This window comes from Ruegeria sp. AM5 (assembly GCF_056540645.1).
Window position 1 is genome coordinate 864,770 of record NZ_JBQFXC010000001.1, and the last position, 13,268, is coordinate 878,037.

General features: G+C 57.2%; 13 protein-coding genes. 3 read left to right on the top strand and 10 right to left on the bottom strand.

What is annotated here, in order from left to right:
• Position 1: 1 nt before the first annotated feature.
• The 3 genes from ACR0AH_RS04425 to ACR0AH_RS04435 all read left to right on the top strand — a co-directional run bounded on the left by ACR0AH_RS04425 (position 2) and on the right by ACR0AH_RS04435 (position 3,794).
• A complete protein-coding gene (locus ACR0AH_RS04425; RefSeq protein ID WP_170421294.1) occupies positions 2-1,669 on the top strand; it encodes a sulfatase-like hydrolase/transferase in 1,668 nt (555 codons plus the stop codon).
• A 45-nt stretch (positions 1,670-1,714) separates the two neighbouring features.
• Positions 1,715-2,959: a DUF3179 domain-containing (seleno)protein gene (locus ACR0AH_RS04430; RefSeq protein ID WP_480590595.1), complete on the top strand. Its 1,245-nt coding sequence runs from the start codon at positions 1,715-1,717 to the stop codon at positions 2,957-2,959.
• A gap of 82 nt (positions 2,960-3,041) precedes the next feature.
• A complete protein-coding gene (locus ACR0AH_RS04435; RefSeq protein WP_480590598.1) occupies positions 3,042-3,794 on the top strand; it encodes an outer membrane protein in 753 nt (250 codons plus the stop codon).
• Positions 3,795-3,801: 7 nt separating this feature from the next.
• Here ACR0AH_RS04435 and ACR0AH_RS04440 read toward each other — a convergent pair whose 3' ends face one another.
• The 10 genes from ACR0AH_RS04440 to ACR0AH_RS04485 all read right to left on the bottom strand — a co-directional run bounded on the left by ACR0AH_RS04440 (position 3,802) and on the right by ACR0AH_RS04485 (position 13,252).
• Positions 3,802-4,509 (bottom strand): ABC transporter ATP-binding protein, encoded by a 708-nt coding sequence (locus ACR0AH_RS04440; protein ID WP_170393266.1) that lies wholly within the window; start codon positions 4,507-4,509, stop codon positions 3,802-3,804.
• The gene (locus tag ACR0AH_RS04445) at positions 4,509-5,240 is read right to left on the bottom strand and encodes an ATP-binding cassette domain-containing protein (protein ID WP_170662819.1); all 732 of its coding nucleotides are present in this window, start codon (positions 5,238-5,240) and stop codon (positions 4,509-4,511) included. The genes ACR0AH_RS04440 and ACR0AH_RS04445 overlap by 1 nt, the downstream gene beginning before the upstream one ends.
• On the bottom strand, positions 5,237-6,184 hold the full coding sequence (locus tag ACR0AH_RS04450) for a branched-chain amino acid ABC transporter permease (RefSeq protein WP_170393268.1): 948 nt from the start codon (positions 6,182-6,184) through the stop codon (positions 5,237-5,239). The genes ACR0AH_RS04445 and ACR0AH_RS04450 overlap by 4 nt, the downstream gene beginning before the upstream one ends.
• Positions 6,185-6,186: 2 nt before the next feature.
• Positions 6,187-7,038 (bottom strand): branched-chain amino acid ABC transporter permease, encoded by an 852-nt coding sequence (locus ACR0AH_RS04455; RefSeq protein ID WP_170510277.1) that lies wholly within the window; start codon positions 7,036-7,038, stop codon positions 6,187-6,189.
• 65 nt (positions 7,039-7,103) lie between these two features.
• Positions 7,104-8,384, bottom strand: coding sequence for an ABC transporter substrate-binding protein (locus ACR0AH_RS04460; protein ID WP_170510280.1), 1,281 nt, complete (start codon positions 8,382-8,384; stop codon positions 7,104-7,106).
• Between the two features lie 96 nt (positions 8,385-8,480).
• On the bottom strand, positions 8,481-8,891 hold the full coding sequence (locus ACR0AH_RS04465) for a Rid family hydrolase (protein ID WP_480438485.1): 411 nt from the start codon (positions 8,889-8,891) through the stop codon (positions 8,481-8,483).
• Entirely contained in the window at positions 8,888-10,069 is a 1,182-nt protein-coding gene (locus ACR0AH_RS04470; protein WP_480453646.1) for a malate dehydrogenase, read from the bottom strand. The genes ACR0AH_RS04465 and ACR0AH_RS04470 overlap by 4 nt, the downstream gene beginning before the upstream one ends.
• Entirely contained in the window at positions 10,069-10,692 is a 624-nt protein-coding gene (locus ACR0AH_RS04475; protein ID WP_170393272.1) for a BMC domain-containing protein, read from the bottom strand. The genes ACR0AH_RS04470 and ACR0AH_RS04475 overlap by 1 nt, the downstream gene beginning before the upstream one ends.
• Positions 10,689-12,068, bottom strand: coding sequence for an aldehyde dehydrogenase family protein (locus ACR0AH_RS04480; RefSeq protein WP_480590602.1), 1,380 nt, complete (start codon positions 12,066-12,068; stop codon positions 10,689-10,691). The genes ACR0AH_RS04475 and ACR0AH_RS04480 overlap by 4 nt, the downstream gene beginning before the upstream one ends.
• Positions 12,068-13,252, bottom strand: coding sequence for a hypothetical protein (locus tag ACR0AH_RS04485; RefSeq protein WP_480590605.1), 1,185 nt, complete (start codon positions 13,250-13,252; stop codon positions 12,068-12,070). The genes ACR0AH_RS04480 and ACR0AH_RS04485 overlap by 1 nt, the downstream gene beginning before the upstream one ends.
• Between the last annotated feature and the right edge of the window lie 16 nt (positions 13,253-13,268).

The following is a 13,268-nucleotide window of genomic DNA, read 5'->3' on the forward strand; positions in this document are numbered from 1 at the left end:
AATGAAGATTTCAGGGGTATTGGTTTTATTCGTCGGCCTTGCCGCGCGCAGCACGTTCGCGCAAGAAAACCCAATCCAACACGATGCCGAATTCTATATCTTGCAAGCACAGCGCGCAGAGCAATGGGCCCAGGATGATATGGCTGTGGATGAAGCCCTGGCTGCATTTCGCGAAGGCAACAACGGTAAGCCACCGAACATCATCAGCGTTCTGATCGATGATCTGGGATTCGGCGACATGGGGATACCCGAGTTGAACGCCGTTCGGGGTTATTCGACGCCGAATATCAACGATTTCTCCGACGACGCAATGCGCATGGTTCGGATGTATACCGAACCCTCTTGCACCCCTACTCGCGTCGCCCAAATGACAGGGCGGCTGCCTGTACGCATGGGAATGGGTGATACCACCGTTGATATTGCCGGCTTTGGCCTGCCGGGGGCAGAAGTGACATTGGCCGAAGTGCTGAAACAGGTTGGCTACGCAACCAGCCATGTTGGCAAGTGGCACATGGGGGATATCGCGGAAAGTTGGGCGATGAACCAAGGCTTTGACTATGCGCAACACGCAATTCACCAGCAGGGTCAGCTGACGATCTTTAATGATGATGCAATCAAAGAGCAGGTCTCGGTCGCGATCAGAGATTATGATGACAAATACACGCTGGACGGTTGGTTCAGGCCGGACGCCTCAGCGATGATGACCGTCATCGAAGGCGAAACAGGCGGTCCTATTCGCGAAATTCGGATGGAGTCAGGTGAGCGCTGGAATGCGGCCAAATACGATGAGATGAACCAGGCCTTTCAGGACAAAACCTTGTCAGAGCTTGAACGTCTTGCCAGCGACGATACCCCCTTTTTCCTGCAATATTGGCCGATGATCCCTCTGGATAATACCCGCGCCGGACGCTCTGGTCCCGAAAGCGCGAATGGCGGTCTCTATGTCGACAAGATGCAACTTTTGGATCAATGGTTGGGTGATTTGTTCGCCAGCATGGCAGAGTTGGGGGTCAGCGAGAATACCATCGTCATCGTTATGGGGGACAACGGCCACTTTACCAAATACGCCCCGCAATCGGGCTATACTCCGATGATATATGCTGGTGGCAAAGGGGATACGACCGAGGGCGGTGTTCGGGTCGATGCCTTTATTCGCTGGCCGGGGATGATTCAGGCAGATGGTTTGCTGAACAGCATCATTCACGTGTCGGACCTTTATACAACGCTTTCACGTTTTGCGGGGGCCGAGCAATACATCCCGCGAGATCGTCTGGTGGATGGCGTCGATCAATCCGCAGCGCTATTGTTTGCGGACGAAGCCAAAGCGCGCAGAGATCACGTGATCATCTATTCGGTGAACAAACCCGAGGCGATCGTGAAGGACCAGCTTAAGCTCAAACTGCCGGGAGCCGGGGAAAGCGCCATTCTGGCAAAGTTCTTTGATCTCTACCGGGACACGCGCGAGGAATATTCAGTCTCGACCGAGGTTGGCGCCTGGGGCGGGCAGGAATTCGCACGCATCCTTGGCCGACACATGGCCCGCAAAGAGAAATTCCCCGACACGCCACCCGCGTATGGCGTGCCCTATGAAGGGATCGAGAACCTGCGCCCCGAAACCCAACAAGCGGTCGAGGCTTTCCTGATCAAAAGCCAATCCCCGCAGCAATAGCACGGTGTCGCCGTCGTCATTCACTCAAGTTTCTAGGATCATCACATGCTTGGATTACTCCTATTCGCACTGGGTTTAATCGGATCACTTGGGATCGGGTTCGTCTACTTCCGTGATTTGGGCGACGTGTCCCAGATGCTGTTGAAGGTAAAGCGCGAGAATATGGTGCGTTTCATCCGCAATGAATACCGCTTGATTGCCATCGGGTTGGGCGCATTTGCTCTCGCAACGCTCGCGCATTTCGCTCTGGGAGCCGGGCCGTTCTGGCTTTGGCTCATTGCCGCTTTACTTGTTCTACTTCTCTATGGCTTTCCCTATGTCTGGGTTCATCTAGGTCTGAGAAATCAGCTAAATGACGCGCAGTATTTTCCCATCGACGAGGCCCGCAAATATGTCGGTCCGACTGCCCCCGTGATGGTGATTGAAAATGAAGGCCATGCCCGCGCCCATCCTGATGCACAAATCATGCGCCCACATTTGGCGGGCGATGAAAAGGGGCTGGGCGGAGAAGACGTCGTGATGACCTATTGCGCCATGGCCAATCTCGGTCAGGGCTATGCGCCAAGCATCGAAGGCAAACGGCTAAACCTTGAGGTTCTCGCCCAGCACGGCAACAACCTGATCTTGCGTGATAATGACACCGGTGAGCCCATCCAGCACATATACGGCTTTCGCGAAGCGGATCGTGACACAAATGCAAACGGCCTCGCGTGCCCTTTGCGGCCCGAAGCGCAGATGACACCCTGGCCAACCTATCGGATGACTTTCCGTGGATTTCAAAAGGCTTTCCCGGAAGGCGAGGTGTTTTTGAACAAACCCTCCCCAAACCCCTTGCTGCGGCTGCTGGACATGATGACCGAGATCACGTTCGGCTGGGGCATTGGCCGCCAGCATCAGGAAGAGGCTCCGGTGATGGACAACATGGACCGTTCGGACAATCGGCTGCCGAATAAAACCTATGTCTGGGGGATCACAATCGGACAGGATGCCACCTGCTGGACCGACGATTTCGTTGTCGACAACGATTGGATCGTCAACGCGCGTGTCGGCGGGCGGGATATCGTCGTCAGCCTCGATCCGAAATTTGAAAGCTTGGGCGTTTGGTACAATGACAGCGGTCAACCCGTGACCCAATGTGACTTTTGGGGAATGTCTGATCAGGGCCAACTGCAACGGGTCGAAACCCTGCGCGCAGGCGTGTTCTGGCATGTCTGGTCCGAGTTTTTTCCCAGCACCGATATCAATCGTGTCGGTGACGGCGCAGGCAAATCCGAAGACGTGGCAGCATGAAAGAATGAACATTGCGCTTGGCTAGATTGGCATGAGGCGACAACGGAATTTCAATTCAAGATTCTTGGCGGGAGACGGAAAAATGGATGTGACAGTAAAGTGGACAGGATTGGCGCTTGGCCTCACAATGGCAGGTTCGATGGCACCAATGGCCTTGGCCCAACAGTCGGACTGGTCATATGAGGCCTCAATCTATCTTTTCATGCCGGAAACTGAGACCTCACTCAGCACACCGATGGGTACACTGGATGGCACCCTGAGTTTTTCCGATGCGTTGGACAATCTCGATTTTGCCTTCATGGCCGCGTTTGCCGCCACAAATGGCCGGTGGTCCCTGTTGGCCGACTATAACTATACCAATCTGTCTTTCAGCAGCGACACTCCCGGCCCTGCCAGCTCAGGCTTGGACACATCCTTCACCACGCAATTTCTCAGCGGCTATGTCGGCTATAGGGTCTACGAGGATCAAACCGCAAATGTGGATATTGTCGGTGGATTCAGGTGGTTCAGCACGGAAACCGACTTTGAATTGCAACCAGGCGCGGCCCCCGGCCGTCGAACAACGGTTGATTCAAGCTGGACCGATCCCGTGATCGGGGCCCGCGCACGCGTCAAGTTCTCGGACAAATGGTCAGGAACTGGGTTTGTAGACTATGGCGGCTTCCGCAGTGGCAGCGAGACATGGCAGGTTCTGCTGACAGCCGACTATGCGATTAATGATCGTTGGCTGATCCGCGGTGGATACCGCTATATCTCATTCGACCAAGACATCGACGGAAACGATTTCAAGTTCGACCAATCCGGTCCACTGATTGGCGCGACTTACCGCTTTTGAGCGGCTTTTAGTGACCGCCAAAGTAGGCCTCAAGCAATCGCTTATCATTCCGCAACTCATCTGCGGTGCCTGATGTCTGCATGCGTCCTGACTCGAGCACGTAAATCCGGCTCGCAAGCGAAAGCGCGAAATTGGCGTTTTGCTCGGTGATTACAACTGTCAGCCCGTATTCCTTGTTGAGCTTGCGCACCACCTCGGCGATTTCGTGACAGATTTTTGGGGCCAGACCAATCGTCGGTTCGTCGACGAGCAACAGCTCGGGGCTGGTCATCAGCGCGCGTCCGAACGAGACCATCTGACGTTCCCCGCCCGACTGGGTCGAGGTCTCCTGCCCTTCCCTCTCTTCGAGACGCGGGAACAGGCTGTGTACCATTGCCAGATTGCTCTGGATGTCTTCGCGGGCCGTGAAGGCACCGACCATTAGGTTGTCACGCACCGACATATAGGGAAACAGGTTGAAGCGTTCGGGCGCATAACCCACGCCATGTCGTACAATTTCGGAAGGCGTCCGACCGGCAAGGCTGTGCCCCCTGAGCCGGATATCGCCCTCGATTTTGACTAGCCCCATGATGCTGTCCAGCAAGGTCGATTTTCCAGCCCCATTTGGACCCACCACAGCGACAATCTCACCGGGTTGGACGGTGATCGAGATGTCGGTCAGCGCTTGCGCCTTGCCATAGAATGCCGACAGGTTTTCGATTTCCAGATACGACATTACGCGCCCCCCAGATACGAGGCCTGAACAGCCTTGTCGTTCATGACTTCGCTGAACGAGCCCTCGGCAATCATGGTGCCCCGTTCAATGGCGATCGCACGGTCGACCAATGGCTCAAGCGCAGGCAAATCATGGCTGACGATCAGAAAAGTCATCCCATCTTTGCGCATCGACTGAATGAGATCAGAGATTTGGGCGATCTCTCCTGTGGTGAGACCCGCAAACACTTCATCCAGCAGCATCACCTTGGGCGCGGTTGCCATTGTGCGCGCCATCTCAAGTTTACGCAGATCACCCATGGCCAGTTCTGTCGGCGCGCGATTCAAGTCCGCTTCTGTAAACCCGACGCTGAGCGCAAGCTCTCGCTCACGTTCTTTATCTGGGGGTGAGACGATCATCTGCCAGATATTGTCGGGCATTAGGCCAACCCGGATGTTTTCGGCAACGCTCATATCACCAAACGGGCGTGGGATCTGATAGGTCCGGCTGACCCCGGCGCGAATGCGTTGCGGGGTCGACAGCGTCGAGATTTCCTGCCCGAACAGTTCGATCGTTCCGCCGTTTTGCCGCAACTCACCCATGATCTGGCTGAACACGGTCGTCTTGCCTGCCCCGTTGGGACCGATCAATCCAAGCGACTCGCCCTCTTTGAGAGAAAACGACAGATCATTCGTCGCGACTAATCCGCCGAAACGTTTTACCAGACCTGAAACCTGTAACGCCACGCTCATGTCGTCCGCCCCTTGCCCAGGCCTTTGAAACCACGCCGAACCAGCTCAACAATACCTTTCGGCTGATACATGTAGAGGAGCAGAGCTATGGCTCCGTAGACGAAATACCGTTCGGCGCCAGGTAGGACCGGTCGCAGATACTCCAACAGGAATGTCATGAAGAACGCGCCGATCATGGGGCCAATGATGGTCGAGGTTCCGCCCAGAAGTGCCGCAACGATGATTGTGAACAGGAAGTTAATATCAAACAACGCACGCGGCGCGAGCGATCCCAGATAATGAACGTAGAAGGCACCACCCAAGCCCGCGATCATCGCACTTGTCAGAAAGGCAAAAGCTTTGAGGCGCGTGGTGCTGAGGCCCGAACCGCGCACACTTTCCTCGTTCATTCCGATGGCAGACAAGGCCGTACCTAGTCGCGTCTTCATCAAAAGCCACATGCTGACGGCGATTGCCAACATCAGCGTCGTGGACAGGTAATACCCGTTGGCCGCGCCGCGTGTCAGCGTTTGAATGCCCGACATGCCGCGCGTTCCGCCAGTCAGATCCGGGCGAATGACCTGAACCAGTTGATACAGCAACTCCATGAACGCCAGCGTAACGAGCGCAAAATAACTTCCACGGATACGCAGCGCTGGAAGCAGCACCAATAGGCCCGCGATCATGGTAACAAGTACGGCGATCGGGATCGAGATTTCGACAGCGACGTCAAAGCGCTTGGTCAGGATTGCCGTGGTGTAGGCCCCGATACCGATCAGGAACGGATGACCAAAGCTCACATAGCCTGTTCGGCCAGACAACACGTCCCAGCTGATAGCGAAGATCGCCAGGTAGTTGGCAAAGATCATCGTGCGCATCGTCCCGTTCGAGACGAATTGCGGAAGCAGGAACATTCCGACGATCAAGCCACCCCAGAGTGCAAAGTGAAACCAGCGTAGCCCCATCGTCACAGCTCCTCTCGGCCGAACAGGCCCTGCGGTCGCGTGACCAGCACCCCGATGATCAACAGCATAGTGAAGACACCCCGCAACTCAGGTGCAAGCGTCGCCACAACGATGACTTCGAGGAAGCCCACAATATGCGCCACCACCAAAGTGCCCAAGATCGAGCCGATCCCGCCAACGATAACCACAGCCACCGAAATGATTAGCGGAGCCACCCACATGGATGGCGATAGCTGAGTGTAGCTGGCAAAGAAGACGCCTCCGATTGCGCCCAATGCGCCAGAGATACCCCAGGTGATCAGATTGATGCGATCCGGATCGATCCCGGAAATTGCAGCGCCTTTAGCATCCATCGACACCGCCTGCATCGCCCGTCCGGTATGTGTGAGCCGCACAAAGGCATAGAGCCCTAGCAGAATTGCCCAGCTAATAAGGGTTGCAATCAGGATGTTATACGTGACCGAGGCCCCGGCCACATTGATCACCCCGGGAACAATCGGCAAAAGGATTTTGCTGCTGTCGCCAAAGACCAAAACGATCCCGGCCTGAATGACGACCGCAAGGATCAGCGTCGAAATCTCGACGGCCACGTGATCCCCTTTGAGCGTTTTGACAATCAAACGGTACTTCAGAACTCCCATCAGCACACCCAGCGCAGCGGCCACGGCAACCCCCATAAGCTTAGGCATTCCAAGCGATTGCGATATCCAGAAGTAAATGTAGCCGCCGACCATCAGATAGGCACCATAGGCAAGATTCAGAACGCGACCGATGCTGAAGATCAGCGTGAACCCCATAGCGATGAGCGCGTAGAGACCGCTGAGCAAAAGCCCCTGAATCAGTATCTGCAACATGTGTGGATCCTTGGCTGCGAGTGCGCGTCGCCGCGCACCCGTTTCAAGCTATAGTTGGGGCAGGTTTATGGCTTTACCCAGCTGGGCAGCGTGAACTCGCCCGTCGCGTATTTCTCGGGGTACACAACTGCGGCAGTGCCGTCTTCGTACCACTGGACCACGACCATTGACGGGGCCGCATCATCAAACGGCTCGGAAAGATCAAAGCGAATGTTGTGGGGATAGGTGCGGCCTGTCACAGGCTCGACCTCATCATCGCCCCAGAAGGCGTAGCGCAGCCAAAGCTGACCATCCATTTCAAGAACCAGATCCTGCTTCTTCATTGCGTCGGCCCAGCCTTCGACATTGTCGAAACCACCCGCCTCTTCCGCGGCAGCCATAGCCTGTTTCAGACCGTGGTAGGCGTTGAACCCATTGAAATGCGGCAGCAGTGGGCGGCTGTCATACTTGGCCTGATAGGTATCAACAAAGGCCTGACTGGCCGGATCCAGCTTGAATCCCACGGAAGGGATCGGTGACAGGGTCGAGATGCCGCCACCGGCTCCGCCAGTGTCTTCCCAATATTCCATACCTAAAGCGGCTACGTTCACCCCTGTCATCGCCATGGGCACCTGCAGTTTGACATATTGCGACGAAACCACCTGCGAATTTACGGATGAGACCTGATAGATAAAGTCAGCCCCGGTATCCTGCGCCCGGCTGAAAATCGGCGCGAAATCTACGGTGGCGACGTCATAGGTGATGATGTCCTTGACCTCGATCCCCGCAACCGGCGCAAGCGCCTCGGTCACCAATCCGGTGATCGCTTCGCCAAACGCTGTATCCTCAGCCAGAATGACAACGGAGTCCCAACCCATCTTTTCCTTCAGAACATCCGCACCGAAATTGATATAAAGCGTGGCAAGAGCCTCGTCTGAGGCGATGTTCATGAAATATGGCGCCATGCTTTCGGGATCTTCGACCACCATGTCGATGATGCCGATATATGACGTCCACGTGTCCAGCGTCGGAATCCGGTATTCCTGCATTCGCGGCAGCCAGCCCAACGAAACATCATCGATAGAGCCTGAGATGATGAAATCCACTTCTTCGGTTTCCGCCAAGTATTCATAGGCCCGCACCCCTTCGGTCGGATCCTGCCCAGTGTCGGCGGACACCAGCGTGATCTGTTCCCCCATAACGCCGCCATTCGCATTAAGCTCTTCAATCGCGATCTCTGCACCACGCAGCGTCGACAGACCGGTGTCTGAGGAAAGAGATCCAATAAAGCCCACCTTGATTTCAGCTGCGGCCGCCGAGGCCACAAGCGCGATACATGTTCCGCTGAGTAGCGCTGTCTTGATCATCACATTAGCTCCCTGTGTCTTATTGTGCCCTTCTTGTATTCTGTATACAGTACACAAGACGATAGTTCGATCAAATCCTTTCTTGGTGACTCATGTTCAGATTCCGCTGATTTCGCCGTTTTCGTCGTGAATTACCGCATCCACATCGATTTCCACCGTCAAACCGGGTTGCGTCAGCCCGGCTTGAACGGCTGTCAGAACAGGATCGATATGTTTGAATACCTCTCCGTGAACGCTCGCGAATTCACCCGCGCGCGACAGATCGGTCAGATAGGCGCGGACCCGGCCTACATGGCGCATCTCGGCACCGACGGCCTTAAGCGCCTCTTCTATGCGGGACAGAATGTATTTTGTTTGGGCTCCCACATCTCCTGGCGCATGAATACGCCCGCTGGGTTCGATCGCTGTGGTCCCTGCGACCCAAACGAAGGGACCGATGCGCTTTGCGCGGGAATAAGACGCAACTTCTTCGAACCGCCCGCCTGACTTCCAGATGCGGAGGGTCACAGGCCTAACCTCGATCGGATGGCATCCGCCGCTTTCTGCAAGGCTGCTTGTTCTTGATCGGTCAGCCGCAACTCCTCGACTTCGACCAACCCGGAAGACCCCAGATGGGCAGGAACACCAAGCACAACCCCATCGATGCCATATTCCCCCTGCAACATGACCGAGACCGGAACCGGGCCGGTGCGTGCGCCCCGGATATGGTCGATCAACTCGATCGACGCGTGCGCCGGTGCTATGGTTGCGGAACCGGATTTCTTCAGGGCAACTACCTGCCCACCGCCGGTCACGGCGTCCTGAACGCAAGCCTCAATCTGATCAGGCGATAAAAACACATCCAATGCCCTGCCCTTAATTTTTGCCCGGCTTGGGATTGGCGCCATCTCGTCCCCGTGGCTTCCGAGCGTGAAGGCTTCGACATCAGCGGGCGCTACTCCCGCAGCCATAGCAAGGGCGTTGCGAAACCGGCTGCTGTCCAGAGTACCGGCCATGCCCAGCACTCTTTCACGAGGGAACCCGGTTGCGCTCAGCATTTCTACGGTCATTTCGTCAAGCGGATTTGTCACCACGATGACGATGGCATCAGGCGCAGCGGAGCGTATGGCCTCAGCGGCCTGGCGGATCACGCGCGCATTCACGTCGATCAGATCCGCGCGGCTCATACCCGGACGCCGGGCACGGCCTGCGGTCACCACGACCACCTCAGCCCCTGCCACAAGGTCCAGCGACTCGCCGCCAATACACCGGGCGCGCGCTCCGGTGATGCCTGAAGTGTGATTCAAATCCAACGCGGTTGCAGCCGCCATCCCCGGAGCAATGTCGATCAGTGCAATCTCATCCGCGATATCCTGCATCGCCGCCAGATGCGCCACATTGCCCCCGACGCCCCCTGCCCCGATCATGGCAAGTTTGCCAAGCCTTCGGACCTTGCGTTTCGAACGCACCGGAGCAACCCATTTGGGCGAGCGGCGATACAACACACGCTGCATTGAAATAGCAGCGTCTGTACGCGTTGGTTGTGGCTTTTCGAGCGGTCCGTCGACAAGCTTTATGCCAACACGCTCGGCAGTTTCGCGTGCCAAGGCCGTCACGATATCGTCGGGCAGGACTTCAAACACGATCCGACCGCGACGGCGGGCATCTTCGACCGCCTCTGAACCTATGACGCGCGGCACTGCCATCAGTTGGCTTGCCCGTCCACCGCCTCTATCGCGCGGGTTGCGGCCTCGACGGCGGTCTTGACCGAGTTTTCAGACCCCGAGATGAACAGGCGGCCAAACCGCCCCACGGCGCGCACTTCGACAATATCGATCTCTGCCGCCTTCTCCGCTTCATTCGCGGCAATCGAGATATAAGCAGCCGGGGCACATTCGACGATGCCCAACGTCTGCCCTGGAACGATCAGAGCCCCCTTGCGCCATTTGTTCAGCAGTTGCGCCTGATAGGGTTCGACGCTGGTAATAATCTGCGTGGAACTGATCGCCGGTTTCAACCGGTCAGACATTGTTGCGCCGAGCTCGGCCAGCATCGCATCGCGCGCGGCGGACACCTCCGCATTCGACGGAGACCGCAGGATAAAGAACCCGAACTCGCGCTCGACCATCTGTGTTGTCGCCTCAACCGAAGATGCCTTGAGCGCCCGGTCGATCAGCGAGAATACTCCGTTACCCGGCGCAAACTCTCCGATCAAAACCGTATCCCCGGACAAAGGCACCGACCCTTGCACCGTCGCACCGTTATAGGCGGCGAATTTTGGTTGCAGGTTGTCGATCTGCATCAGCGCCCGGATGGTAATCTCGCTCATGCGCCATACTCCTCGTAAATGTCGCGCCAGGGTCTGCTTTCATAGGCTACCCGTTTGATGTTGATGAGATGCAGGGCCGTCACATTGTCCGAAGTGATCGAACCTGACCACGTGCCAGTGCCCAGCATGAAGGATGGTTCCAGATCAGTCGAATATCCCATACCGCCCATGATGCCCGGTGTATTCACCAGTACCCGACCCGTCGGCACGGTGGCAAAACGGGCCACGATCTCAGGGTCGTCCGAATGGATGACTGAGGAATGACCCCAGCCTTCGAACTTGGCGATGGATTGCGCCAGATCGATCCCATGGTCTGTGGATTTCGCCGCGTAGAACGCCAGAACGGGGTTCAGCTTTTCTGCAGACAGCGGGCGTTTCCAGCCTACTTCAGTCTCTTCCGAAACAAGGCACCGGGTGCGTGGGGGGATGGAAAAACCAGCAGCGTCAGCCAGCGCCTGCGGGCTTTGCCCCACCTTCTCAGGGTCCATGGCCTGCACGCCTTTGAAGATCACCCCGGCAAGACGATCCGCTTCGGCCGGAGTGCAGAAATAGGCACCTTTCAATTTAAGCTCGTGGCGCAAATCACGTGCGATCTCGGGATCAGCGACGACGGCCTGCTCACTGACGCAGGCGGTCCCGTAGTCAAAGCTCTTCGACGTCACGATCATCTCGGCGACTTCCGCCAGATCGCGTGCTTTCGACTTGTGTACGTAACACGGCACGTTGCCCGCACCGACCGCGAGCGTGGGTTTGCCGCTGGAATACGCCGCTTTGACCATGGCAGGACCACCGGTTGCCATCACAACCGAGGTACGGCGATGTTTCATCAACTCGGCTGTGCCCTGAATTGTCACGGAATCCAGACATTGGATTAGACCCTTGGGCGCACCCATTTGTTCAGCCACGCGCGCCATAATTCGCACCGTTTCGATGCCACAACTCACGCCACGCGGATGCGGCGCGCACACGATCGCATTGCCTGCCTTCACCGCAGAAAGCACTTTGTAGATGATCGTTGAAGTGGGGTTCGTCACCGGGATCAGAGCTGCCACAACGCCCATCGGTTCACCGAAGGCTGCGATCTTTGTCGCATCATCGCGCCAGAGCAATCCCAGCGTTGTCACATCTCTTAGATAATCCGCGACTGAAAGCGCGTTGAACAGGTTCTTGACGCGCTTGTCCGGCACATTCCCATATCCGGTTTCCTCGACGGCCATTTGCCCCAGCCGTTCGGCATCGGGCTCGATGGCGCGCGCCATCGCGTCGACTATTGCGTCTACCTGCGCCGGGTCAGTGCCCAAAAAGGCGCGATAAGCCTCGAAAGCGCTATCTGCGGCACGCCGTGCGGCGGCGATTGATTTCAGATCTGCATCCATCAAGAAGCTCCGGTGACCATGGTGTCAAAGATACGGCGCGCTTGATCAACGTCGCCCGCTGAAACCCCTATGGCTTCGAGGCGCCGTCCGGCGGCAGCCACATCCGCCCCCAAAATTCGGTCGGACATCGCGATTAGGCTGTTCGTCAGCGGGCTCGGGATACCCGCAAGCTCACCCGCTGAGACCAAAGGTACAAGCGAGCCCAACACGCCATCCCGCATCATACCGCGCGACGTTTGCTGATCCGGGATCGGACGCGCGCCCGAGCCACGTTCGGCGCCGGCAAAGGTGGCTATCCACTGCCCTGTCTCCGGCAGGTTGCGAACTCCAAACGCAGCAGCAATGCGTCGCCGTTCGTCTGCAAGCCCCTGAATGACCTCCGTCTGGTCCGGACCAATCAGAGACGCAAAGGTCTGGTTATCCTCAAGCTGAACACCACCCATTGGAATGTCAGGACCACCTGTCCCCATTGCGGCACCGCCGAGGATCAGCGCAGGTATCTCGACTGCGGCCGACAGATCGTTGAAGCCGCACGACAAAACCGAGTCGACCGCCTGAACGTTGGACAAATAGGCGGACACGGCGTCCAGAACCTCTTCCCGACCGCGCGGCAAGGTTGCCGCAGCCATCGGTGCCGCCTGCGAAAGCGTCAAAGCTGCGCCCTCGGAACGGAACCAGTATGGCAGACCCTGAACCTCGACCAGCGTGACGTCCGCCGCGCAGCCTCCGATCCGCAACAACCAGGCTGTTTCCACAGCCCCCAAAGATCGTCCCGGCGCAAGGACCAAGATTTGCCCGTCGCTGAGGTGATCGGCCAGCACCATCGCATAAGTGCGCTGTTTGTGAAGCGGTCCGGTCAGGAATATCACCTGTGCATCGCGCACCGCTGCATCCAGCTCAGCGGTTGTGCGCACCGACGGCCCATCCCGATCGACTTGATAGGTCCCGACCGGACCTTCACCGCGAAGCGAAATGCCCGAGGACTGGGCCAACAGCGACAGTTCGGCCCCATAGGCCGAAAACAAGGTGACCTCAGCCCCTTCGGCAAGGCAAAGAGCGGCCAACAGGCGTGCATCAGCCCCGCCGCCCAACACCGATATCCGGTCGAGCTTGGGATGTTCAGGTGCACCCCGGGTTGAGCCACGTGTCGCTGCACGTGTGAATTCCTCGAAACCGGCTGACATAGCGTCTCCTCAAGAC

Coding starts and splice junctions, on each gene's coding strand:
- ACR0AH_RS04425 (WP_170421294.1), top strand. CDS start 2: ATGAAGATTTCAGGGGTATTGGTTTTATTCGTCGGCCTTGCCGCGCGC.
- ACR0AH_RS04430 (WP_480590595.1), top strand. CDS start 1,715: ATGCTTGGATTACTCCTATTCGCACTGGGTTTAATCGGATCACTTGGG.
- ACR0AH_RS04435 (WP_480590598.1), top strand. CDS start 3,042: ATGGATGTGACAGTAAAGTGGACAGGATTGGCGCTTGGCCTCACAATG.
- ACR0AH_RS04440 (WP_170393266.1), bottom strand. CDS start 4,509: ATGTCGTATCTGGAAATCGAAAACCTGTCGGCATTCTATGGCAAGGCG.
- ACR0AH_RS04445 (WP_170662819.1), bottom strand. CDS start 5,240: ATGAGCGTGGCGTTACAGGTTTCAGGTCTGGTAAAACGTTTCGGCGGA.
- ACR0AH_RS04450 (WP_170393268.1), bottom strand. CDS start 6,184: ATGGGGCTACGCTGGTTTCACTTTGCACTCTGGGGTGGCTTGATCGTC.
- ACR0AH_RS04455 (WP_170510277.1), bottom strand. CDS start 7,038: ATGTTGCAGATACTGATTCAGGGGCTTTTGCTCAGCGGTCTCTACGCG.
- ACR0AH_RS04460 (WP_170510280.1), bottom strand. CDS start 8,384: ATGATCAAGACAGCGCTACTCAGCGGAACATGTATCGCGCTTGTGGCC.
- ACR0AH_RS04470 (WP_480453646.1), bottom strand. CDS start 10,069: ATGGCAGTGCCGCGCGTCATAGGTTCAGAGGCGGTCGAAGATGCCCGC.
- ACR0AH_RS04475 (WP_170393272.1), bottom strand. CDS start 10,692: ATGAGCGAGATTACCATCCGGGCGCTGATGCAGATCGACAACCTGCAA.
- ACR0AH_RS04480 (WP_480590602.1), bottom strand. CDS start 12,068: ATGGATGCAGATCTGAAATCAATCGCCGCCGCACGGCGTGCCGCAGAT.
- ACR0AH_RS04485 (WP_480590605.1), bottom strand. CDS start 13,252: ATGTCAGCCGGTTTCGAGGAATTCACACGTGCAGCGACACGTGGCTCA.